The sequence below is a fragment of the Collinsella sp. AM20-15AC genome (assembly GCF_003471405.1).
In the GTDB taxonomy this organism is placed as follows: Bacteria; Actinomycetota; Coriobacteriia; order Coriobacteriales; family Coriobacteriaceae; genus Collinsella.
Genome location: NZ_QRJA01000008.1, coordinates 1 through 23447 on the forward strand (window position 1 = coordinate 1; position 23447 = coordinate 23447).

At 60.1% G+C, this 23447-nt stretch carries 20 protein-coding genes and 1 riboswitch; of the genes, 7 read left to right on the forward strand and 13 right to left on the reverse strand.

Annotated features, from left to right (window positions below; translation table 11 throughout):
• The coding region (locus DW233_RS03850; RefSeq protein ID WP_199574575.1) for a transposase at positions 1-614 on the forward strand (614 nt) is incomplete at its 5' end.
• 153 nt (positions 615-767) lie between these two features.
• Here the strand turns inward: DW233_RS03850 and DW233_RS03855 are convergent.
• The 4 genes from DW233_RS03855 to DW233_RS03870 all read right to left on the reverse strand — a co-directional run bounded on the left by DW233_RS03855 (position 768) and on the right by DW233_RS03870 (position 3669).
• Entirely contained in the window at positions 768-1367 is a 600-nt protein-coding gene (locus tag DW233_RS03855; protein WP_118266778.1) for a tRNA (cytidine(34)-2'-O)-methyltransferase, read from the reverse strand.
• A 102-nt stretch (positions 1368-1469) separates the two neighbouring features.
• Positions 1470-2600, reverse strand: a complete 1131-nt coding sequence (locus DW233_RS03860) for a GTP-binding protein (protein ID WP_118266780.1) — start codon at positions 2598-2600, stop codon at positions 1470-1472.
• Between the two features lie 86 nt (positions 2601-2686).
• Complete coding sequence (locus DW233_RS03865) at positions 2687-3028, reverse strand: arsenate reductase family protein (protein WP_055252194.1); 342 nt, start codon at positions 3026-3028, stop codon at positions 2687-2689.
• A gap of 17 nt (positions 3029-3045) precedes the next feature.
• The gene (locus tag DW233_RS03870; protein ID WP_117635528.1) at positions 3046-3669 is read right to left on the reverse strand and encodes a flavodoxin family protein; all 624 of its coding nucleotides are present in this window, start codon (positions 3667-3669) and stop codon (positions 3046-3048) included.
• Positions 3670-4003: 334 nt separating this feature from the next.
• Between DW233_RS03870 and DW233_RS03875 the strand changes: the two genes are divergently transcribed.
• The gene (locus tag DW233_RS03875; protein ID WP_117635527.1) at positions 4004-4324 is read left to right on the forward strand and encodes a DUF3784 domain-containing protein; all 321 of its coding nucleotides are present in this window, start codon (positions 4004-4006) and stop codon (positions 4322-4324) included.
• Between the two features lie 284 nt (positions 4325-4608).
• On the opposite strand, the gene DW233_RS03880 is transcribed toward DW233_RS03875, so the two are convergent.
• Together DW233_RS03880 and DW233_RS03885 are read right to left on the reverse strand one after the other, a co-directional pair.
• Positions 4609-6138 (reverse strand): diguanylate cyclase domain-containing protein, encoded by a 1530-nt coding sequence (locus DW233_RS03880; protein WP_118266781.1) that lies wholly within the window; start codon positions 6136-6138, stop codon positions 4609-4611.
• Between the two features lie 126 nt (positions 6139-6264).
• Positions 6265-8982, reverse strand: a complete 2718-nt coding sequence (locus DW233_RS03885) for an EAL domain-containing protein (protein WP_118266783.1) — start codon at positions 8980-8982, stop codon at positions 6265-6267.
• A 324-nt stretch (positions 8983-9306) separates the two neighbouring features.
• Between DW233_RS03885 and DW233_RS03890 the strand changes: the two genes are divergently transcribed.
• Positions 9307-10176 carry a patatin family protein gene (locus tag DW233_RS03890; protein WP_118266785.1) on the forward strand — a complete coding sequence of 290 codons (870 nt, stop codon included), beginning with the start codon at positions 9307-9309 and terminating at the stop codon, positions 10174-10176.
• A gap of 175 nt (positions 10177-10351) precedes the next feature.
• On the opposite strand, the gene DW233_RS03895 is transcribed toward DW233_RS03890, so the two are convergent.
• The 3 genes from DW233_RS03895 to thiM are packed head-to-tail and all read right to left on the reverse strand — an operon-like array spanning position 10352 to position 12228.
• Entirely contained in the window at positions 10352-11047 is a 696-nt protein-coding gene (locus tag DW233_RS03895) for a thiamine phosphate synthase (RefSeq protein ID WP_118266787.1), read from the reverse strand.
• Positions 11044-11385 (reverse strand): thiamine-binding protein, encoded by a 342-nt coding sequence (locus DW233_RS03900; RefSeq protein ID WP_225093307.1) that lies wholly within the window; start codon positions 11383-11385, stop codon positions 11044-11046. Before DW233_RS03900 ends, DW233_RS03895 begins: the two co-directional genes overlap by 4 nt.
• A gap of 3 nt (positions 11386-11388) precedes the next feature.
• On the reverse strand, positions 11389-12228 hold the full coding sequence (thiM, locus tag DW233_RS03905) for a hydroxyethylthiazole kinase (protein WP_118266789.1): 840 nt from the start codon (positions 12226-12228) through the stop codon (positions 11389-11391).
• A 51-nt stretch (positions 12229-12279) separates the two neighbouring features.
• Positions 12280-12390, reverse strand: a riboswitch (TPP riboswitch).
• Between the two features lie 163 nt (positions 12391-12553).
• Between thiM and DW233_RS03910 the strand changes: the two genes are divergently transcribed.
• From DW233_RS03910 to DW233_RS03925, 4 genes are all read left to right on the forward strand, one after another.
• Positions 12554-13462 carry an HAD-IIB family hydrolase gene (locus tag DW233_RS03910; protein ID WP_158567797.1) on the forward strand — a complete coding sequence of 303 codons (909 nt, stop codon included), beginning with the start codon at positions 12554-12556 and terminating at the stop codon, positions 13460-13462.
• Positions 13463-13472: 10 nt separating this feature from the next.
• The gene (locus tag DW233_RS03915; RefSeq protein WP_117563541.1) at positions 13473-14369 is read left to right on the forward strand and encodes a LysR family transcriptional regulator; all 897 of its coding nucleotides are present in this window, start codon (positions 13473-13475) and stop codon (positions 14367-14369) included.
• A 155-nt stretch (positions 14370-14524) separates the two neighbouring features.
• Positions 14525-15658 carry a 5-methyltetrahydropteroyltriglutamate--homocysteine S-methyltransferase gene (locus DW233_RS03920; protein ID WP_233547931.1) on the forward strand — a complete coding sequence of 378 codons (1134 nt, stop codon included), beginning with the start codon at positions 14525-14527 and terminating at the stop codon, positions 15656-15658.
• A gap of 122 nt (positions 15659-15780) precedes the next feature.
• Positions 15781-17115 (forward strand): uracil-xanthine permease family protein, encoded by a 1335-nt coding sequence (locus DW233_RS03925; RefSeq protein WP_118266794.1) that lies wholly within the window; start codon positions 15781-15783, stop codon positions 17113-17115.
• Between the two features lie 61 nt (positions 17116-17176).
• On the opposite strand, the gene DW233_RS03930 is transcribed toward DW233_RS03925, so the two are convergent.
• The 4 genes from DW233_RS03930 to DW233_RS03945 all read right to left on the reverse strand — a co-directional run bounded on the left by DW233_RS03930 (position 17177) and on the right by DW233_RS03945 (position 23408).
• Positions 17177-17842, reverse strand: coding sequence for an alpha/beta hydrolase (locus DW233_RS03930; protein WP_118266796.1), 666 nt, complete (start codon positions 17840-17842; stop codon positions 17177-17179).
• A 207-nt stretch (positions 17843-18049) separates the two neighbouring features.
• Complete coding sequence (locus DW233_RS03935) at positions 18050-19840, reverse strand: hypothetical protein (protein WP_158567798.1); 1791 nt, start codon at positions 19838-19840, stop codon at positions 18050-18052.
• A gap of 271 nt (positions 19841-20111) precedes the next feature.
• On the reverse strand, positions 20112-21887 hold the full coding sequence (locus DW233_RS03940) for a carbohydrate-binding domain-containing protein (RefSeq protein WP_158567799.1): 1776 nt from the start codon (positions 21885-21887) through the stop codon (positions 20112-20114).
• 207 nt (positions 21888-22094) lie between these two features.
• The gene (locus DW233_RS03945; protein WP_118266800.1) at positions 22095-23408 is read right to left on the reverse strand and encodes an NCS2 family permease; all 1314 of its coding nucleotides are present in this window, start codon (positions 23406-23408) and stop codon (positions 22095-22097) included.
• Between the last annotated feature and the right edge of the window lie 39 nt (positions 23409-23447).

The window sequence follows — 23447 nt, forward strand, 5'->3', positions numbered from 1 at the left end:
AGCTCGTCGTCTCCGACGCGCACGCGGGCCTCGTCGCGGCCGCGGCGGAGGTCTTCCAGGGGGCGGCATGGCAGCGCTGCGCCGTCCACCTCATGCGCGACTGCATGCGCGAGGCGGGCTCCTGGCAGCTCAGGCGCCGCGTGGGCAGGATCGTCTCGCAGGTGTTCCGCGGGCGCGACGCCGCCACCGTGACCGCCATGTACCACGTGGCGTGCGACATGCTGGAGGGGTGCTGCCCGAGGGCGGCGGCGATCCTCGAGGAGGCCGAGCCGGACGCCCTGGCATACCTCGACTTCCCGCCGTCGCACTGGAAGCGCCTGCGCACCAACAACGTCCAGGAGCGGACGAACCGCGAGATAAAGCGCAGGTCGAGGGTGGTGCAGGCGTTCCCCTCGACGGCGTCGCTGGTGCGGCTGGCAGGCGCGGTCATGTGCGAGCAGGACGAGGCATGGCAGGAATCCAGGTACTTCTCGGAGGCGAAGATGAGGGAGCTCTACGACGAGGGCCGCACGCGCGGGCTCGACGGGACGGTCGACTGGTCGCGGCTGGAGGCTGAGGCCAGGAAGATGATCGAATCCGGCCTCGAGCTTGCGGACAGGATCGAGGCGGCATAGGATATCAACCGTATTCCAGGTTCTTGGACGCCGGGCCGACTCGCTTCGGATCGGACGCTACACCAACTTTCTCGACACTACCGGCATCTCTGATTTCGTTTGAAGGGTGTCAATGTGACAATTGTCCGATATGACAACGAGACTGTCCCTTTGTCACATTCCCGGAAAGCCTGTTTGGCGCAGGGCCTCGTAGAGGACGATGGCGGCGCTGTTGGAGAGGTTGAGTGCGCTGATGCGGTAGTCGTTCGGGTCGACGAAGTTGCCGCAGATATCCTGCTGAAGGATGGCCTCGTGGCTATCCTCGGTATGCCCGAGCGCCTCCTCGTGGGCTTCCCAGACTTCGGCGTTATCGAGCGAGTCACAGTCGCGTAGCATGGGAATGCGCTCACAGCATGTGGACGCTGCGGCGAGCAGCTCTTCGGGAATCCCCGAGCTCTCGCTGCCAAAGACCAAGAAGTCGCCATCGCGGTAGGTGCTCTGCGCATAGGTGCGGCGCGCTTTTTTGGTCAGCAGGTGCAGGCGCTCGTCGGCAGGGGAGAGGCCGTTGCGCGCAAGGAAATCCTCCCAGCCGGCATATGTCGTCACGTCCAAGTTTTGCCAGTAGCCCAGGCCGGCGCGACGCACCGTCTTGTCGTCGAGCGAAAAGCCCAGTGGCTCCACCAGATGCAGGCGGGCGCCGGTAACTACGCAGGTGCGGCCGATATTGCCCGTATTGGCCGGGATCTCGGGCGCATACAGCACAATGTTGAACATGAATCTCCTTGGCTCAGAACGAAAAACCACCACGAAGGGGACAGGCACCTTCGTGGTGGTTTTGGCGGTTACGTGGGCGGAAAAATGCCCGCTTCGATAAACCTAGGCGCGGTGCCAGTCGGTCAGGCAGGCATCGAGGGCGGCGATGAGCGCATCCTTGTCCATGTGACGGCCGATGACGCACAGGCTCGTCATGCGATCGCCCGTCTCGTCGTCCCAAATCTGCATGATCTCGGGGTTCTCGTCGATAATCTTCTGCTTCTCGCCCTCGGGCGCAGAATCGACAAACAGGCCGTTCTCCATCAGGCGCATCTGGTGGCCGGCCTGCTCGAACATGTAGCACATGTCCGGATCGCCGGTCTGCCACAGCGGGCCCTTGACGCGAATGACCTCGTCGGGCCACTCCTGCTCAACAAAATCGGTGAACTTCTGCAGGTCGAACGGCTTGCGGCGCGAGTACACAAAGGTCTCGATGTCGTACTCGAGCACCTCGGGGTCGTCGTGCTCCTCGGGATGCTCCATGGCCTCGATCCAGGCGGCGGAGTTGTAGGCGCGCATAAAGTCGAAGCGGTCGGTGTCGAGCAGCTCCTCCATGGGGACCTCGCCGTTTTGGGCCTCGATAATCACGGCGTCCTTCTGCAGGCTGCGCACAATGGCCTTAAGCTCTGCGATTTGCTCGGGGGTGACGGTGTCAGTCTTATTAAGAATCAGCGTGGAGCAAAACTCGATCTGCTGGATGAGCAGGCTCTCGATGTCGTCCTCGTCGATATCCTCGGCCAGCAGGTCGCGGCCGCCGTTGAACTCGTCGTACATGCGGGCGCAGTCGACCACGGCCACGATGTTGTCGAGCGCGAGCTTGGGCTCGCCGCCCACCTTGGCCTCGTCGCAGAAGCTCGAGATGGTGTAGGCGATGGGGATAGGCTCGCAAATACCCGAGGCCTCGATGATGATGTAGTCGAACTTGCCCGAATCGGCGATGCCCTGCAGCTGGTTGGCCAGGTCGTCCGAAAGCGTGCAGCAGATGCAGCCGTTGGTGAGCGGGATGAGGTCGTCGGTCTCGGAAAGGCCGCCGTCGGCGATAAGGCTGGCGTCGACGTTGATCTCGCCGATATCGTTGACGATCACGGCGGCGCGGATGCCGCCGTCGTTGGCGAGGATGTGGTTGAGCAGCGTGGTCTTGCCGGCACCGAGGTAGCCGGTAAGCATGATGATCTTCACGGGTTTGTTGGGCATGTGCCCTCCTTTGTTAGACATGGCTTACAGTTGAATCTTATGCCAAACGCCAGCTCTTATACCCACGCGCCGACAAATAACACAGGCTACTCCCAGGCTCCCCACACATCGGGACAATAGCCGACGGTGGCCTTTTTGCCGTTGCGCACGATGGGCTCGGCCAGAACCTGCTGGTTCTCGAGCAGCTTGTCGAAGCGCTGGCTGGGGGTAAGGTGCTGGATGAGCGCGAGTGTCTCCTCGTCCTTGGCTTTGGGGTTGAGCAGCTTGTCGATGCCGCCGACCGCCTGCATCACGCTCGTGAGCTCGCCCTTGCTCATCTCTTTTTCCTTAAGGTCAATAAACTGCACCTTAATGCGGCGCTCCTTAAAATAACGCTGGGCCTTCTTGGTATCGAAGGACTTCTTAGTCCCGAAAATTTGCACGTTCATATTTATGTTCCGCCGTTCTACCGAATAAAGTTGGTTCGCTCGCGATCGGCCTCGGGGGCTTCGATGCCGGCGGCCTTTCCCGCCTCGATGCAACGCAGCAGCCAGGCCATGTTTTTACCGATGTTTCGCATGGTGGCAAGGCCCTCGGCGTCCTGGGCGGCCTCGCCCGGCATGGCACCGAAGACGTTGTTCCAGTAGGTGGATGCTACCACGGGCATCTGGTTGATGGTGAAGTACTTGTTGAGCACGTCGAAGGTGGTCGACGTGCCGCCGCGACGGGCAACGGCGACAGCGGCGCCCGGCTTGTGCGTAAAGGCCTTGCTGCCTGCATAGAATGCGCGGTCGAGTGCCGAGAGGATGCGTCCGCTGGGATGTGCGTAGTAGACGGGCGAGCCAAAGACAAAGCCGTCTGCCTGCTCGGCAGCGGCAATCAACTCGTTGACCACATCGTCGTCAAAGGTGCAACGGCAATCGAGCTTGCCGCACTGGCCGCAACCAATGCAATCGCGAATGGGCTTGGCGCCCAGCTGAAACATCTCGGCCTCGATGCCTTCGGCGTTAAGCTGCTCGGCGACCTCGGCGAGCGCGCGAGCGGTGTTGCCGTTTGCCTTGGGGCTGCCATTGACCAAAAGAACCTTCATCACAAACTCCCTCTGCTGTTGGTGACTTCTGCAGAGGATTATCGCACGAGCGGGCAGATGGCGTGGGGCACGATGCCGGCCCCGAGGGCCCACGGCAGGCACGCTTACCAGGTACGAGCGGGATACGGTCCAGAGGATGTTGGAGTGCGGGGCCTCGTGCGAGCAGATTGTAAGGGGTCTGGGCGGGTCGCCCTCGATGGCGAGCTTTGAGGCCTTGGAAGGCGGGCTGCTGCGGCGGCTATGGTTTATACTAAGGCGGTTGCTATCGAGTAATTCATACTTGGTTTGATTCGATTGTGAATGCGTAACTAGGATGGAAAGCAAAGGAAACTCTATGGAAACAGAGGATGCTGTTTGCTTGATGACTTCGATTGCCTTGATTGTCCTTTCAATCCAATACCGAAGAGGAAGATGGCTCTGCTCAATTGCTGGATATGATGTCACAAAAAGGGAGAGCGAGATTGATATACGCCCTTACGCAAAGCTGATTTCTTCTGTGACGTTATGGATGGGGCTGCTGTTTTTCTTGTGGGCGGTAGAGGGCTGGGTACGCGATTGGAATACCAGCGTTTTTGAAGTTTTGGTTCTACTTCTGTTCAGCTTGGCCTCTTTGTCGTTCGTGCGGCTCGTTAGGTTTGTGTTTATGAGGCGATAGCCAGCGGAAGTGGCTGGACGACAAAATGGACCAATGCAGCCAATTGTCAATAGAATTTGATAGGCTTGGCTTAACAGATTTACTCGAGGGCATATCCGTGGCGGGGGATAGGTTCTATCTTGTTGAGCACTTATTTGCATCAGGCAAAGTAAACCAAGAGTATCGAAACGGTGCCCCCGGGCCCCGGGAGGGACTGAGGGGACGTTCGGCTAACTGCGGGTACGACCTATTTGCCCAATGTGTTCGGTTGAGATCGGAAATTAACCATCATGCGCCCCATAACGCTAGTCCAGCTTGGTGCCCGGTACCTGCGGCGCCTCTTTAATCAGCGCATTAAGTTCGTTCAAAATGGAAACGGGCTGTCGGTCGACGGCATCTAGATGAAGTGTGGCCACACGAATGGGCGGCTGATATTCAAATGAGCCAAAGAGTACGGGCGACCCCAAGAACCGCTCGATTTCTTCTGCGATCGCGTCGGTCTCTTCGGGATCAAGGTCATCGAAAAGCGCCACGAACATCGGTCCGGTCGAGCGGAACAGACGGCCCTTGCCGCGCGAACAGTCCATGAGGCAGGCGGCACTTTCTGCCAAAACGCGGTCGCCCGCATCAAAGCCAAAGCGGGCATTGACCTTGGCGATGTCGTCGATTTTGATGGCGACCAGGCCTGCCTTGCGCGCCACGCGACGCATTTCGCCAATGGCGTTGACCAGGGCGTGGATATCGCCCAGGCCGGTCACGGAATCGGTCGTATCCGCCAAGCTTCGGTTGATGATAATGCCCACATACATGTTGGGCTCGGTTTCGGTGCTATCCAAGCGGTAGCCCGTACACTCGCACAGCGCATATTTACCAGCGGTATTCATGACGCGATACTGCATGTAATGGAAGTGCCACGCGCCGTTTACCACCATATCGAGCTCGCTGCGCACGTTGTCGCGGTCCTCGGGGTGAACGCGGGCGAGCCACATATCGAGCGAGTTATAGGGATGCTGGGAGGGCAGGTCAAAATCGCGCACGGCATTAATCGACCATTGCGATTCGCCGGTATCGAGGTTAAGGATAAACGGATAGCGCGTCTCGGAGCTCATGGAGATCGCTTGGAACACCCGGTCGTTGCAGGGAGGCTGATCGGCGATCGGGCGCATGGATGCGTCGTTTTCCTTCGGCTGCTGCACACGGTGCATGAGCTTGTAGCGATACATTTTGCGGTCGGCGTCCATGGTCATCTGGCGACGCGTATCGCCAGCGAGTGGGTCGACGCGCGAGCAGCCAAAGCTAAAGCTAGCGATCATGGGCGCTTTGCCGCCCGATGTTGCCTCGATAAGGTCGGTGCGCGTCCGCTCCAGGCGCTGCTCGAGTTCGGCTTCATCTGTCGTGGGGGATACGAGTACAAATTCGTCTCCACCGATACGGAACAGCAGGTCATTGGGTTCCATTGTCTCGGTGAGTGCACGGCAGATGCTCAGGATGTAGCGATTGCCCTCGGTGTGGCCAAACGTATCGTTGCAATGCTTAAGGCGATCGATATCGATATAAGCGCAGGTGAAGGGGGTGCCTTTGTGCCAAAGCAGCTCGGCATAACGGTGGAGTCCAGCACGGTTGCCAAGATTGGTGAGCGAATCGATATAGGCGCCGCGCTCAAGCAGCTCGCGTTCTTGCTGCAGGATGGCAAATGTCTTCTGTAGCTGCTCGCCGATGGCGCACAGCTCCGTGGGCAGCGCGGCAACATCGAGCTCGGCGGTCGAGACCCCGTTCGCAAGTCGCTGAAGATAGGCAATGATCGATTGCTCGCCCAGGCGATACGACTCGTTCATGATGGATAACCTCCTTGGGCACAACAGTGGTTTGCATCATATCCCCAATTCGGTTTGGATTGGGGGCATAAGTTAGCCAATGGGGACAAGCGCCCCTTCGGCGGTATCGTTTTGCGCGCGAGCGTATCAGTTTTTGTTGCCGCCATCGAGCAATGCCTCAAAATCCTTTGCCTGCATGGGGCGGTAGTAGAGGAAGCCCTGAGCGTAGTGGGCACCCATGTGGAGCAGCATGTTCGCCTGCTCGTTTGTCTCGACGCCTTCGATTACAACGGGCAGATGGAGCGATTGCGCCATCTCGAGCATTGATGAAACGATTTGCGCGCTACGGCTTTGATCGCGGTCGGTGGGCACAAACGTGCGATCAAGCTTGATGACGTCGACGTTGACGTTCTTGAGCATCGCGAGCGTAGACTGGCCGGTGCCAAAATCGTCCATGTAGGTCGAGAAACCGCGAGTGTGTAGGTCGGCCGTCAGCTTATCCACGGCCTCGGACTCTCCCGTATAAGCCGTCTCGGTGATCTCAATGCGCATGAGCTCGGGCGGTAGGTTGTATTGGGCGGCAAGCGCCCCCATATGCTCGGCGACGTCGCAGGCAAGGATATCCACGCGCGACACATTGAGCGAGATCGGAACTACGCGCAGCCCTCGATCGATGCACTCACGCAGCCACGAGGCGACGCCCTGCCAAACATATTTGTCGAGCGTCACCACAAAACCGCTTTCCTCGAGAGCGGGGATAAAGGTGGTAGGTGAAATGAGGGAGCCATCCTTGTCAATCCAGCGTGTGAGCGCCTCGGCGCCAACGATCTCGCCGGTTTCCATGTCGACCTGGGGCTGCACGTAGTAGGTAATGCGGCCGTTTGAGAGCGCATACTGGAATTCGGTCAGCGTGCGGTGGAACGCGATTTCGTGCTCGTATTCCTCGGGGCGGAAAATGGCAATGCGCTCCTTAAAGTCGTTTTTTGCGCGCCGATTGGTAAACATGGCCTTGGCCTGCGCATCGATGGTGATTTCCTCGTTGGAGTCGATGGGGTAGACGCCCATGGACGGCCAGAAGCCCACGCCGTCATCATGCTTGACCACGGCCTGGCGAACGCGGCTATAGATCTGATGGACGGTGTCGTGTTCAAAGGGGATGAGTACGCAAAAATCGTCTTGGCCCCAGTACCCTGCGACGCCCATGGCGGCATTCTCGATGTCCTTGAGAACCGTGCCCACATCGGCGAGTACGCGGTCGCCCTCGGCCTGTCCGTGCCATTCGTTGAACAGTCGCATGTGCCCCATATCGACGGTGGCGATACACCAGGCGCCATTGCGCCTTGTCTCGAGAAATTCGTTGGCGCGGCGCATAAACTCGCTGGGTCGATAGAGACCCGTGAGCGGATCGATGCGTTCGGCGATGGCGCTTTTGCGCTCCACCTCGGGTATGGGGAGGCTGTCGTTGGGAACAAGCCCGCCGGCCGTGCGAATGCGACGGTCGAGTTCGCCTAAAACGGCGGCCGTTTGATTGGTCAGGTGCTCGTAAAAGGCCGGAACGACAAGACAGACGGGGGTAATAGTGTCGCCCGCGATTCGAACGGGAGCGAAAACGGCCTCTTTGAGATGTTGGATCAGTTGCTCGAATGCTTCGTGATCCAAATTGTTGCTAAGCACGACGAACTGGGCGTTGCGTGAACGGAAGACGCGACTCCTGCCGCGAGTAATCGACAGCATGCGGCCTGCGTATTCGGCGAGCATGTTGTCGACGGCCTCGGCCCCGTAGAGCTCGTTGAGCTTTGCCGTGCCGCGAACGCGCACTGCTATAAGCCCCGTCTCGCAACGGTCGCGACGGCAGGCATCGATAGCGTTGATCAGCGTGCGCTGCGTTCCGAGACCCGTGGCGGCGTCGACGGTCTCGGCAAGCGAGTGGTTGACGAGCTCGCCGACATAGAGCGAGGGGACATTTCCGTCGCCGTCGATACGAAACCCGCGAGCACGGCCGAGGATGTAATCGCCGGCGGCATTGCGCACGCGGTACTGCATGACGTGACGATGTTTGGAGCCGTCATAGATTTGGTCGATGTCGTTGGTATAGGCCTCAAGGTCATCGGGATGGACACGCGTTTTCCAATAATCGTGACAGTTGTCTATATGCTCCGAAGGAAGACCAAGATCGCGCAAGGCGCCTTGTGACCAAAGGGTTCGATGTTTGTCCAAGTTCTCGATAAAGAAATAGCGGCCTTCGTTGAGCATCGAAAGGGCGTCGAAAATTCGATCGCTTATTTCGAAGTCGTCGGTGTGGGCTTGTGCGATATTGCGTCGATCAAGGTGCACGGCATGACGTAGCTTGTAGTCGTACATGCGATGGTCGGCATCGTTCGTCAAGCGATTGGGGGCTTCGCCCAGGGCGGGGTCGGCGTGTGCCACTCCGTAGCTAAACGAGTGAGGCATCTCGGCATCGTTGTTTTTGAGCAGGACCGTTCGGCAGCGTTCCAGACGTTCGGCGAGGTCGTCCTCGGTTGCAATCGTAGACAGGATGGCAAACTCGTCGCCTCCCAGACGAAACGCCGCTTCGTCCACCTCCATATACAGCTTGAGATAGAGGCTTACCTGCAAAATATAGCGGTTGCCCTCGTCATGGCCAAAGACGTCGTTGCAGTGCTTGAGATTGTCGATATCGATGTACGCCATGGTAACGGGGGTGTCCTGCTCCCAGAGCTCCTCGAGGGAACGGGCAAAGCCGCCGCGGTTGCCAAGCCCGGTAAGCTGGTCGGTAAAGGCGGTCCTGACCAGATCCTCCTGACGCTTGAGAAGGTCGCGGACGGTCTTTTCGAGCGTTTCAGTGTAATTGCTGGGGGTATCCATGCTGTAGGCGGCTTTCTGGGGTCGGGGCGGATTGCGTCGGGCGAGCTCGTTGTGCACACGCGTTGTTGCTCAACGCCTCGCGTGTTTCCAAGCCCCCGCCTTGCCGCGTCGTTGGGTTTATTTGTCGGCTGACGTTCGTTGCTGATAACTACTGAGTAGTATAAACAACTGTTTTGGTTTGTATATGGGTGTCCATGCGGTGGATGGCTATTATTCGCCAAGCGGTGGCGCTACGACGCAATGTTCGATGAAAATGCGACTGAGGCGATATGTGTTGGCGGCTATACTTGTCCCGGTTTAAAACGCAGGAACGGAGATGGTCGCATGGCACAGCCAGATACGACGCCCACGGTGGGGCTTGCGCTCGAGGGAGGCGGCTACCGCGGTATGTATACGGCGGGCGTGCTCGACGTATGGATGGAGCACGGCTTGACCTGCGACCATATGGTGGGCGTCTCGGCGGGCGCGGCGTTTGGCTACAACTTTAAATCGCGCCAAATCGGCCGTGCCATTCGCTACAACAAGGCCTATTGCGCTGACAAGCGCTATGCGAGCGTGACGAGCTGGCTGCGAACCGGCGACATGTTCAATGCCGAGTTTGCCTATCACGAGGTGCCCATCGAGCGCGATCCCATCGACCTTAAGGCTTATCGTGCCTGCCCCATGCGGTTCACCTGCGCGTGCACCGATATCGAGACGGGCAAGGCCGTCTACCATGACTTGCCCTATGGCGACGAGCGCGATATCGAGTGGATCCGGGCGTCATCGGCGATTCCCGTGGCAACGCGTCCTGTCGCCATTGAGGGGCATAAGTATCTGGACGGCGGCGTTGCCGATTCCATTCCCAGCGCCTGGCTGTTTGCGCAGGGCTATGACCGCAACGTGGTGGTGCTGACGCAGCCGGCGGGCTTTGTAAAGCAGCCCAATAGCGTGATGCCCATGCTGCGTCGCGTGTATCGTCACTATCCGGAATTTGTTGCGGCGCTTGAGCATCGGCACGAGGTCTACAACGCCACGCTCGATGACCTAGCGCGTCGCGAGGTCGCTGGCGAGGTCTTTGTGGTGCGGCCGAGCGAATCGGTAAAGGTGCCGTCGCTGTGTCGCGAACCGGATGAGCTCGAGCGCATCTATCAGATCGGCCGCCACGATGCGCAAGCGACGTTGCCCGCGCTGGAAGCGTATCTGGCAGAGTAGGGCAAACTGCCGCGCGCTCAGCGGAAGGCGCATCCCGGAATTTACGTTCAGAATGGGATGCGGTTTCCCAATGGAGCTGCAAACGGAAAGCGCATCCCGGAATGGACGTCCAAACTGGGATGCGCTTTTTCGCTATTGAAGATGTGAGGCTGCGGAGCAACTGCTCGGCATAGGCCTATGCCTGCTGCCAGGTATCGACGAGCTCCTTGGCCGCGGCGCAGGGGTCGTCGGCACTGCATACGGCGCTCACCACAAAGAAGCCGTCGACGCCGGTGGCCTTGAGCTGCGGCAAGTCGGCTTTCTTGACGCCGCCGCCCACCACGATGGGCACGGGGCTTGCCGCGTGGAGGGCGGCCAGGTCCTCAAAACTCTTGGTGATAATGGAGCCATCTGCCGCGCGTCCGCAATCGCGCTTGGTCTCGGTCTCGTGGAGCGGGCCGATGCCCAGGTAGTCGACCAGGCTCATGTCGGCGGTTTTGACGTACTCGAGCATCTCTTCGCAACGGGCCGAAAGGCCCACGATGGCATCGGGGCCCAGAAGCTTGCGGCAGACCTCGACGGGAATATCGCTTTGGCCCACATGCACGCCGTCGACAGCGATGCCCTGCTCGCGCGCGGCGAGTACGCAGTCAAGGCGGTCGTCGATCAGCAGAGCGACCTGACCGGTCTTGCCAGCCTGAGCGATAGCCTGCGCGGCATCGCCCGTCAGCGCGATGATCTCGCGGGCGCTTGCCACCTTGGAGCGCACCTGGATGCAGGTAAAGCCTGCGTCGAGCGCCTGGGCCACCACATCGCCCACGGGACGTCCCAGCGTGTTTTCGGGGCCGAGAACCAGATAGGCCGAGATATCAAGGTTGTCGCGGATGCTCATCGTGCTTCCTCCTGCTTTTTGATCTGCGCTTCCATGCGCTCGAGCTTGCCGGTCATGGTGTCGGTAAATCCGGGTCGAATATCGGCTTTGAGCACGACTTCGGTGCGGATGCCCTTGCTCGCCAGAACAAAGGTTGCATCGCGCACGACCTGCATGACCTCGTCCCAGTCGCCCTCGATCTCGGTGAACATCGAGGTGGTGCGGTTGGGAAGGCCGCTCTCGCGAATGACGCGCACGACCTCAGCGACCTCGGCGGACAGTTCATCGCCGGTGCCGCACGGGGCGATGGCCACGGCGACGAGTGTGTTCATGCCGGCGTTGGTTGCGGGCTCGGACATGGCTTATGCCTCCTCGAGCTCGAGTCGGTTATCGGCGATGTCCTGGGCGGTCGCGCGGTAGAGCTCGTCGATAAAGGCGACCTTAAAGCTTGCCGGGGCATCGGCGACAGCGGCGGCACGCGTGCCTGCGACGTTGTAGACGGCGGTGCCGCAGACTGCCGCCGTAAACGGATCGGTAGCACAGGCGTACACGGCCAGCACGCCGCCCTGCGAGCAGCCACAACCGGTGATTTTTGACATGAGCGGGCTGCCGCCGTGGGATTTGGCCACGGTCGTGCCCTCGGTGATTAGGTCGACTTCGCCCGAGACCACTACGGCGCCGCCGGTGTAGCGGGCGAGCGCCACGGCGGCATCGCGGGCGGCGTCGACCGTGTCGGTGGTATCGACACCGCGCACGCGGCTCAGGTCGGCCGCCTCGCCCTCAAGACCCCACAGGCCGGCGAGCGCGATAATCTCGGAGGCGTTGCCGCGCACGATGGCTGGCTTGTACTGCTTGAGTTCGCTTACCAGTTGGGTGCGCAGGCTGCCGATGCCCAGGCCCACTGGATCGAGCACCCAGGGCTTGCCGGCGTCGTGTGCTGCCTTGGCCACGCGGGGGATCGTCTGCTCGTAGATGGGGAAGAGCGTTCCCATGTTCAGATAAATGGCGCCGCCGCCGGCAACAAGTGCCTCGCCCTCGTCGGGAAGATAGACCATAGCGGCCGAACCGCCCACGGCGAGCTGCGCGTTGGCGACAAAGTCAATCGTCACCGTATTGGTGATGGAGCCTGCCATCGGGTTGGTGGCGCGAATCTCCTCCACGGCCTTGACCACTTGTTGCTTAAGCTGTTCCGAATCGATCACTGCACATGCCTCCTTGGCACAGAAAAGGGGCGCTGTGCATAGACAGCGCCCCTGTAAAGGCGGCATGCTCCCTACGCCAGCATTAACTGACAGGTTCAAAGGATTGGGCCCTATGCCCTCTCAGCCTTGTGGTTTGCACCGCCGGCACTCCCGCATCGAATCTGTTGTTCCCTATACTAGCGCACCTGCCAATATGGGACAGGTTTATTTTGGCAGGTGGCAACAGGGGCGCTGCATTTTCCCAGATAAAACCTGCCAAGATAAACCTGTCCCTTATTGGCAGGTCGTTACAATAGACGGGATAAAGAATGACCGAGGGGACCTTATGATCAAACTTGTGCTGACCGATATGGACGATACGCTGATTCCTGCTGGACACGATGGCGCCAGCGACTGCGCCATCGAGGGCATTCATGCCATGCAGGCGGCGGGCCTGCATTTTGGCCCGGTTTCGGGTCGCCAGCCGTCCGCGATGAGCTGGATGTTCCGCAATCGCTCCGAGTGCTTCTCGACCGGTGCGTTTTGCAACGGCCAGGTGATGTTTGTCGATGGCGAGGCGGTTGCCTCGCGCGCAACTGATAACGATGCCCTTATGCGCCTGGCCGACTACCTGGAGCAAGAGACCGACGATACCTATTTGAAGGTCTACCGTCTGGGTGATGACTTTTGGGACAACGACGCCTATTGCGTGACAAGCGATCCCGAGCGTGTGCGTCACGCCATGGAGTCAGGCGGCAACGCGTGGCTCAAGGGCGAAGAGGCTCCCTGTCGCCCTGTCGTTGACGATGCCCCGGTATACAAGGCGAATATCTGGAGTGCCCGTTCGCGCGAGGAGCTCGCCGAGCTGCGCGAGCGTGTTGCCGCCGAGGTGCCGGAGCTCTCGCTCGTGTTTCCCAACAACCGCGTGCGCCTGTTCGACGTTCTTCCGACCGGCTGGGACAAGGGCTGTGCTGCGCTGGAGCTGGCGCGCGCTTTGGGCCTGACGCCCGACGAGGTGGCCGTATTCGGCGATTCCGATAACGATTTGCCCATGATCGATGCCGTTCCCAATTCCGTTGCAGTCGCCAATGCTAACGAGGCCGTCACGGCTGCCGCGCGCTGGCATATCGGCGCTGCGGCAGATGATGCGGTTGCCGGGGCTCTGCATCAGATTGCCGCCTGCGCCGCGACGGGGGAGATGCCGTCGTTTATGCGTCAGATGGACGTGACGGGTTTCGACGTCACGAACGTCTAGGGAGAAAGCCATGAAGCTCCAGCAGCTCAGATATGTCGTCAAAGTTGCCGAATGCGGCAGCATCACCGAGGCCTCGCGCCGGCTCTTTGTGTCGCAGCCTTCGATTACCGCGTCAATTCGCGATCTCGAAAACGAGATGGGTGTACACATCTTTGAGCGCACCAACAAGGGCGTCATTGTGTCCGAGGAAGGCGAGACCTTCTTGGGCTACGCGCGCCAGGTGCTCGACCAGGCCGACCTGCTCGAGGGCAAGTACAAAGGCACGTCCGAGCAGGTGCCGCACTTTAGTGTGAGCTGCCAGCATTATTCCTTTGCCGTTAATGCATTTGTCGATGTGATCCGCGAGTTCGATGCCGCGCGCTACGACTTTACCCTGCGCGAGGAACAGACCCACGAGATTATCGAGGACGTCGCGCATATGAAAAGCGAGCTCGGCATCCTGTATCTGTCGGAGCACAATCGCGAGGTCATCGAGCGCATGCTGGCGGCCAACGAGCTCGTATTCGAAGGACTCTTCTGCGCTACGCCGCATGTCTTTGTGTGCTCCGACCATCCGCTGGCGGGTCGCTCGAGTGTGACGCTCGAGGACTTGGAAGACTACCCGTTCCTGTCCTATGAGCAGGGCAGCTACAACTCGTTTTACTATTCCGAGGAGCTGACCTCGACCTTTGAGCGCCGCAAGAATATCCGCGTGCGCGACCGTGCGACGCTGTTCAACCTAGCTATGGGCCTTAACGGCTACACGGTTTGTTCGGGCGTGATCAGCCATGAACTTAACGGCCCCGGCATTATCTCCATTCCGCTCGATGTAGACGAGTACATGGAGATCGGCATCATCACGCGCAAGAACACGACACTTACGCGCTACGGGCAGGCCTATATCGAAGCGATTCGTCAGCACATCTAGACTGCTGCGTTCTGCACGGGTCAAATCTCTTTATGGCAGTCCTAGCTGATATAGGAAACATCTATATCAAACTGTTATAAACATATATTTTACGATGGCCATATGAGCGCTCATACTCTGTCCCAGTAAAGCAACCAATGCAAAGGGAGATATCCATGAGCACTTCGATTCAACCGAACGCGCCGTTTCGCGCCGATATCGTCGGCAGCTTTCTTCGTCCGCAGGCTGTAAAGGACGCCCGTGCCGCCTATGTCGCGGGTAAACTCGACGCTTCCGGCCTTAAGGCCGTCGAGGACGAGGCCATCCGCGACTTAGTGGCCAAGCAAAAGGCCGCCGGCCTGCAGGTCATCACCGATGGCGAGTTTCGCCGCAGCTACTGGCACCTCGATTTTATGTGGGGGCTGAACGGCGTCGAGCGTCGCACCTCGCGTACGGGCTATATGTTCCACGATGAGGAGACTACCGCCGACACCGCCGTGGTAACCGGTTCCATTAGCGGCGAGAATCATCCGTTCGTCGAGCACTTTAAATTTGTCAAGGCGCTCGAGGGGGAGGGCCAGGTCGCACGGCAAACCATTCCGGCGCCGATCCAGACGTTCTCTGAGGTCACGCTCGATCGCTGCGATGGCCAGCAGGAGAGCCTGCGCGCCGTCTACAAGACCGACGAAGAGCTCGCCGATGCCATCGCCGCAGTATATCGCACCGTGATTGCCGACCTGTATGCCGCAGGCTGCCGCAACATTCAATTTGATGACTGCACCTGGGGCATCTATTGCGATACCGACTTTGTGTCCAAGACCGGCATGAGTCCGGTTGACCTGCAAAAGGTGAGCGAGCTGGGCGTGGCGCTCAACAATGCTGCCATCGCGGGCAAGCCCGACGATTTGGTCATCAACACGCATGTATGCCGCGGCAACTACCACTCCACCTACGCTTTTGAAGGCGGCTACGATCCCATCGCTCCATATCTGTTTGCGCATGAGGACGTCGACGCTTTCTATCTGGAGTTCGACACGCCGCGCGCCGGTGGTTTTGAGCCGCTCAAGTACGTTGCCCCGGGCAAGAAGGTCGTGCTGGGCTTGGTAACCACCAAGGCGGCAGAGCTCGAGAACGAGGATGTTATCGTCGAGCGCATCCGCGAAGCCGCAAAGTACGTGCCGCTCGAGAACCTGTACCTGTCGCCCCAGTGTGGCTTTGCCAGCTGCGAGATTGGCAACAAGCTGACTGAGGACGAACAGTGGGCAAAGATCGCGCTGGTCAAGCGCATTGCCGAGCGCGTTTGGAAATAGCGCTAGCGTTTGCAGGTGGCGGCGCGTGCGAGACGTGGCGTATCGCGTACAATGGTTCGGATCGTATCGTTCGGGCAGGTTATCCGATATGCCTGATCGCCCTTCCATTCGAAAGGACTTCCATGTCCCAGTCTTCGACACCCGCCGTCACCGATGCCATCTACGATGCATCGTCGCTCGGTCGCCCGCGCATGTTTTTGCTCGGCCTACAGCACCTGTTTGCCATGTTTGGTGCCACGGTGCTGGTGCCCGTGCTCACTGGTCTCTCGGTTTCGGCAACGCTTTTGTTTGCCGGCTTGGGCACGCTGCTGTTCCATTTCCTGTCGCGCGGTAAGGTCCCCGCATTCTTGGGCTCATCGTTTGCCTTTATTGCCGGTTATGCTGCCATTGCACCCAACGGCGAGGCCGAGCTATTGCCTTACGCTTGTCTGGGCGTTGCCTGCGCCGGATTGCTCTATCCGGTGCTCGCGGCGCTCTTCCGTGCGTTTGGTGCCAAGCGCGTCATGCGCTTCTTCCCGCCGGTGGTGACGGGCCCCATCGTCATTTCGATCGGTCTGATCCTGGCAAGCTCCGCTATTGCCAACTGCCAGACCAACTGGCTCGTTGCCGTGGTTGCCGTCGCCGTAATCGTCATCTGCAATATTTGGGGTCGCGGCATGGTCAAGATTGTGCCGATTTTGCTGGGCGTTGTGGTGAGCTATGCCGTTGCGACCGCGCTGGGCGAGGTCGATTTTTCGGGCGTTGCCGCCGCTCCCTGGGTTGGCTTGCCCGTCGTGTGGGACAACACAGTGTTTGCACTCTTTGGGCCGCAGTTTGATAGCGGCCTCGCCACGACGGCCATCATCACTATCATGCCGCTGGCCTTCGCAACCATGATCGAGCATATCGGTGATATCTCCGCTATTGGCTCCACTTGCGAGCGTAACTACATCGCCGATCCCGGCCTGCATCGCACGCTGCTCGGCGATGGCCTTGCCACGATTCTGGCTTCGCTCTTTGGTGCTCCGGCCAACACTACCTATGGCGAGAACACCGGCGTGCTTGCTCTGACGCGTGTGTTCGACCCGCGCGTGATTCGCATTGCCGCGTGCTGCGCCATCGTGCTTTCGTTCTGCCCCAAGTTCGCGGCCGTCATTGCGGCCATGCCGGCGTGTGTAATCGGCGGCGTGTCGCTCGTGCTCTATGGCATGATCAGTGCCGTGGGCGTACGCAACCTTATCGAAAACCAGGTCGATTTCCAGAACAACCGCAACGTGCTGGTGGCAGCTCTGGTGCTCGTGCTTTCGCTCGGCATTGCCTATAGCACCGCCGGTGCCATCGTGCTGGAGCTGGGCGGCGTGACGATTTCGCTTTCCGGCCTTGCCGTGGGCTCGCTGGTGGGTATCGTGCTCAACGCGATTCTGCCGGGTAACGACTTTGAGTTTGATGTCTCCGAGCTTGAGGAGGCTGCTGAGTAGCAGCTGCGTTCAGCTAAAACAAGATATGGTGCCCATGCGTATATGCGCGTGGGCACCATTTTTAATGATTCAGTATCCAGTGGATGCCGCGGGCCATGCGCAAGTCGGTTTGGGCAAAGTGATTGCCGGGGTTGAGCTCCAGCGTTGTTGGAATGCCGCGCTCGACGAGCAGCGCTTCCATCGCGCGTGTGTCGTCGAGTACGTGCCGCATCATGCGGTTGGGCGTCTTGGTCTCTTTTTTGCCGAGCGACAGGTAGACGGCATCGGGCGCGTTCGGCATCGTGTGCTCGTGCGCGTAGTCGATAAAACCGGGAAACCACAGCGACCCCGATGCACTCGCCGCGCGCTCAAAGACATCGGTTTGCCAAAGTGTCCACAGTGCAAAAAGACCCGCCAACGAGTAGCCGGCAACGCCGCGCCAGGTGGGTGGTTGCGGGAGCGATGATTCGGCCTCTGGGATTATCTGCTTCAACAACTCGTCAAGAAAACCAGCAGCCTGTCCGCCAAAGGGTTCGGCATCTCGTATAGTTCCGTCGCATTCCCAGGGGCTCAGCTCGCGATTCCAGTTGAGGCTGCCAATGCCGACAAGCGTGAAGGGCGGGCAGTTGAGCTCTCGGCAGCGTTCATAAACCTCCGTGCCGTCGCCCATGACCACGGGAAGATAGATGACTGGTGCGCTTTCGGCATGCTGTGCATGAACGGTTATCTGCTTTTGATGCGCTTCCATGACGGGCTTCTCTCGGCGTTGTGATATCGACGGCCCCCATTGTCGCACGCCGGCTCATGCAGGTTGGGCTAGACCAAAGACAATCTCGTGCATACCCTGCGGACGCATATGGAAAACGCCACCGCCGGAGGGGAGCTCGGCGGTGGCGTTGTTAAACGGTGCTGGGACTCGGGGCCTTCGCGGGAGCTGCCATGTGCGCAGAGGCGTCTAAGAGCGCTTGCGGCTCGCCATGGTGCCTGCGGCGATAGCGGCTGTTCCCGCAAGGACGGTTGCCACGATGGCCGCACCCGAGGTGTCGCCGGTTGCCGCGAGCACGCCGGTAGTCTTGGCTTTCGTGATTGAAGCCGCAGCGGCCTTGGTCGGCTTTGAGCCCTCAGGCTTGGGGTTCTGCTTGGACTCCGCGGGCTTGCTTTCTGCGGGCTTGGTCTCGTCGGGCTTGGGGTCTTCCGGCTTGGCTACCTCGGGAGGCGCGATGACCATGCTCTTGGCGACAGCTTCGTTATAGGGGGAGTCGATCACAGCGTCGCCTGTGCCGATGGCTTGGCCTGCCTCGTAGATGCCGTCACGGAGCTTGCGATAGTCAATGACCTTGCCGCCTTCGGGCGTCTGGATGGCGGCGTTCTCAATCTTGATGGTGCCGATTGTCTTGCCGTCAGCGCTCATGGCACGGGCAAAGATTGCCGCTGTATCTCCTTCGGCCGTTACCTTGCTGCGGATGATCGAGATGACTGCGGGTGTGACGCCCTCGCTGGTCTGGGCGATGATGCCGATGTTCTCGCCTTGGGGCTCGGGGCTCGTCTCACCATCTTGGTTTTCGCTGTAGGGGATGGGGCCGTCGCCGTTCCCGACATAGCGGGCTATGGCCTTGACAACGGAGTCGCTGATGTAGATGTGGCCACCCTCCTCGTTGGGTCGATCGTTTCTGGTGGAGAATGCAGCCGAAACCTCGCCTTCCGCAAACGCGTCCACGGTGGAGCCGTTCTTGACGACGATATCGTCTTGGTAGGTGAAGAGGGCAATGGCGTCACCGTATCTGCCTTTACTTGCGCGGACTGTCACGTTTGCATGATCGAGTGTGATGCCCTTGTGGGCATAGACGCCATATTCAACACCGTTTGCGTTGAGGGAGGCGTTTGTGGCTGCGAGGCTGCCCTTGGCCTCGACGGCGGCGTCTTTATCGGAGCTCGCCTTGACCTGGCTGCCGTCCGAGATATTGATGTTGCCGCCGCTCCAAATGGCCTCACCATCGGCTGAGCTTGCCTCGACTGTGCCGCCACCCTTGATGGTGAGGTTCTTGTCGGTTCCGATACCCTTGTCCTTGGTAGCCCTGGCGGTGACGGCCCCGCTGTCGTCAATCGTGATATTGCCGTTTGCCCTGATGCCATCCGATACGCCCGTGGCGTTGACGTTGCCCGAACCTTTGATAGCGAGATCGCCCTCGGCGTCGATGGCATCAAACCCAGCGCTCGTGGCGTTGACGGATCCGACTCCGTCGATGTTGATATTACCCGTGGAGAGGATAGCGTCCTCAGTAGATGTCACGCTGAGCGTGCCGCCCGCGTCGCCTTGGATATTGAGCTCGGCGTTCTCATTCTTGCCATGAGTAGCCTTGATGCCTTCGATCCAGTCGGCAGTGACGATGTTGTTTCCCGAGTAATTCACGTTGAGCTTGCCTGCGGCCTGGATCTCGCCGCCGTTATAGCCGTTGAGCTTCAAGTCGTCGGCGCCGTCCCACGACCAGGTGCCGGTCTCGTCGCCCGCCGCAGTGCCGGCGTTGTATTTGGTTTCGCCGACCTTGACCCATTCCGCCGCGAGCGAGACGCTCGGCATGAGCAGCGAGCTCACCGTGAGCGCGCACACGGCGCCTACGACGATGCGGCGCGTCACGCGGCGCCAGCTGCCGTGCGCGAGTCCTATGCGACGGCGAACGTCGGGTTCGGCAACATGGGTTCCGGCGGTAGTGTCATTGCGCTTGGGGGTCGTGAACAAGGCTGCCATGGTTGCTCCCGTTCTCATAGGGCCTATACGGCTAGGTTCAGCGTATCTGCTGGATGTTGCCGGCGGTAGTGCCGTTTGGAGGGCAAAATGGCCAAAATGGGGGAGAAATAGGCCGCACGCCGGCGCAGGGACCGACGCTAAAAGAAAAGCGCGGGGCCGCATGGCGACTCCGCGCTTTATTGTTCAGCTTTTGCAGCCTTGCCCTTACGCTACGAAGAAGTAGACGGGGAAGGCAAGGGCTGCGATCCACCCGTCCTGTGCGAAAAAGTGTTTACGAGCGTTTGCGACTCGCCAGGGCGCCTGCGGCGATGGCGGCTGTTCCCGCAAGGGCGGCTGCCACGATGGCTGCGTTCGAGGTGTCGCCGGTTGCCGCGAGCTTGCCGACGGTCTTGGTTCCCTTGGCTGCAACTGCAACGGTCTTGGTTGTCTTCGTGCCCTCGGACTTGGAACCCTCTGGCTTGGTCTTGCCGTGCTTTTCCTCGGGCTTGGTCTCCTCGGGAGGCACGATGACCGTGCTCTTGGCGACTGCTTCGTTGTAGGGGGAGTCGATCACGGCGTCGCCCGTGCCGATGGTTTGACCCGCCTCGTAGACGATGCCGTCGCTGAGCTCTTCCTTGTTGCGATAGTCAATGACTTTGCCGCCTGCAGGCGTCTGGATGATGGCGTCCTTGATTTCGATGGTGCCGATCGCCTTGCCGTCCGCGCTCATGGCAAGGGCGAAGATTGCCGCCGTGTCTCCCTCGGCCGTGACCCTGCTGCGGACGATCGAGATGGTCGCGGGCGTGATGCCCTCGCTGGTCTGCGCGAAGATGCCGATGTTCAGGCCCTCGGACTCAGGGATGATTTCGTCGTTTTGGTCTCCACTGTAGTGGTCGGGGCCGTCGCCGCTGGTCTCGGCATAGCGGACTATGGCCTTGACAACGGAGTCGCTGATGTAGATATGGCCACCCGCTTCGCCGGAGTAGAAATTACTGGTGGAGATTGCAACCGAGAACCTGCCTTCTGCGAGCGCATCCACAGTCGAGCCGTTCTTGATGACGATGTCGTCCTCATCGGTGAAGAGTGCGCTGACTTCCCCGCCATCTGAGCTTGCGCGGATCGTCACGGTCGCGCCATCGAGCGTGATGCCCTTGTAGACATAGATGCCATACCCAACGCCACTTGCGTTGAGGGAAGCGTTCGTGACCGTGAGGCTGTTTTTACCGTCGATGGCGGCGTCTTCCTCGGAGCTTGCCTTGACCTGGCTGCCACCCGAGATCTCGATACTGCCGTCGGCCCAAATCGCATTGTCCTCGATAGAGCTTGCCTCTACCTTGCCGCCGCCCTTTATGATGAGGTTCTCGTTAGCATCGATACCCTGATCCTCGGTGGCCTTGGCGGTGACGGTTCCGCTGTTGTCGATCGTGATGTTGCCGTCGGCCCTGATGCCATCCGAATCGCCCGTGGCGTTAACGTTTCCCGAGCCCTTGATGGTGACATCGCCCCCGGCATCGATGGCATCGTGCTCGGTGCTCGTGGCGTTGACAGTGCCAGCGCCGTCGATGTTGATGTTGCCGACGGAAGTGATGGCGTCACGAGAAGATGTCACGTTGAGCGTGCTGGACGCGTCGCCCTGAATATTAAGCTCGGCGTTCTCGTTCGCGCCATCCTTAACCTTGATGCCGCGGCCGTCGTCGTTAGTGACGGTGTTGTTGCCCTCGTAGCTCACGTTGAGCTTGCCCGCTGCCTCGATCGCGCCGCCGTTATAGCCGTTGAGCTTCATGTCATCGGCGCCATCCCATGACCAGGTACCGGCGGCGTCTCCCGTGGGGCCCGCGGCCGCTTCGTGGCGGACGCCGCCAACGTCCACCCACTCGGCTGCGAGCGAGATGCTCGGCATGAGCAGCGAGCTTACCGTAAGCGCGCATACGGCGCCTACAACGATGCGGCGCGTCACGCGGCGCCAGCTGCCGTGTGCGAGCAGCGTGCGACGGCGCAGGTCGGGCTCGACAAAATGGGCTCCAGAGGTTTTGTCATTGCGCTTGGGGGTCGTGAACAAGGCGGCCATGGTTACTCCCATCCTCATAGGGCCTATGCGGTTATATCCAGCATATCTGCAGGATGTAGCCGTCGGTAGTGCCGTTTGGAGAGCAAAACGTCCAAAACTTGCGAAGCAATACATCGCGTGTCCGTGTGGTGCCTGGCTTTAAAAGCAAAGCGCGGAGCCGCTCGATGCGACTCCGCGCTTTGCTGTTTGGTATTGCGAATCTTGCGCCTACGCTACAAAGAAGTAGACGAGGAAGGCGAGGGCTGCGATCCACATGAGCGGCTTGATCTTGGAGGCCTCGCCCTTAAAGAGCGCGACGATCACGTAGGCGATAAAGCCCAGGCCAATGCCGGCAGAGATGGAGTAGGTGAAGGGCACGCCGGCGACAATCATGAACGCCGGGAAACCCTGCGACACGTCGGACCAGTCGATCTCGGAGGCCTCGCTCATCATGAGGTAACCGACGTAGACCAGAGCACCGCAGGTGGCGGCGCTGGAAACGATGGTGACGATGGGGGAGAAGAACGCGGCGAGAATGAACAGCACGCCGGTGGTGACGGAGGTGAGGCCCGTGCGGCCACCGTCGGCAGCGCCAGAGGTGGACTCGACGAAGGTGGTGATGGAGGAGACGCCCATAAAGCCACCGGCAGCAGCGGCCACGGAGTCGACGACCAGGATGGGACGGATGTCCTCGACATTGCCGTCCTCGGTCAAGAACTCGCCCTGCTTGGCGACGGCCATCGCGGTGCCCATGGTGTCGAAGAAGTCGCTCATGAGCAGCGAGAAGGCAACGACGAGCAGCATCGGGTCGGTCAGGACCTTCACGATGGCAAGGTTGCCGTCGGCAGTGCTGGCAAACGGGGCGCCGAAGGTCGAGAAGTCGAGCGGTGCGATGAGGCCCTCGGGCGCATGGGTGACGCCCAGCGGGATGCCGGCGATAACGGCGACGATGATACCGATGAGCAGCGAGCCCGGCACGTTGCGGGAGGCCAGGGCAACCGTCACGACGATGGAGATGATGCCGACGATAAAGGTGGGGGAGGTGATGTCGCCCAGACCGACGAGTGTACCGGCGCCAGCGGTGATGATGCCGGCGTCGCACAGGCCGATCATGGCGATGAACAGACCCAGGCCCACCGAGATAGCGTGGCGCAGAACCACGGGGATGGCGTCCATAATGGCCTCGCGCAGGCCGCAAAGGACGAGCAGCAAGATGGCGACACCCTCGAGGAAGATGACGCTCATGGCCACGTGCCAGTCACCGCCGCACATGGTGGTGGTGATGCCCGCAATCATGGCGTTGATGCCCAGGCCCGACGCGCATGCGAGCGGACGGTTGGCGAAGATGCCCATGCAGATGGTCATGATGCCGGCGCCCAGGCAAGTGGCGCAGGCGAGCGCTCCCGCATCGATGCCGGCGCCCGAGAGCACTGCGGGGTTGACGGCGATGATGTAGGCCATCGCCAGGAATGTTGTCAGTCCAGCGCGAAGTTCGGTCCCGATTGTGGACTTGCGCTCACTGACGTGAAAAAGTTCGTCCATGCATACCCTTTCCTTGTTCGGCCCCGAGTTTAGGCCGAT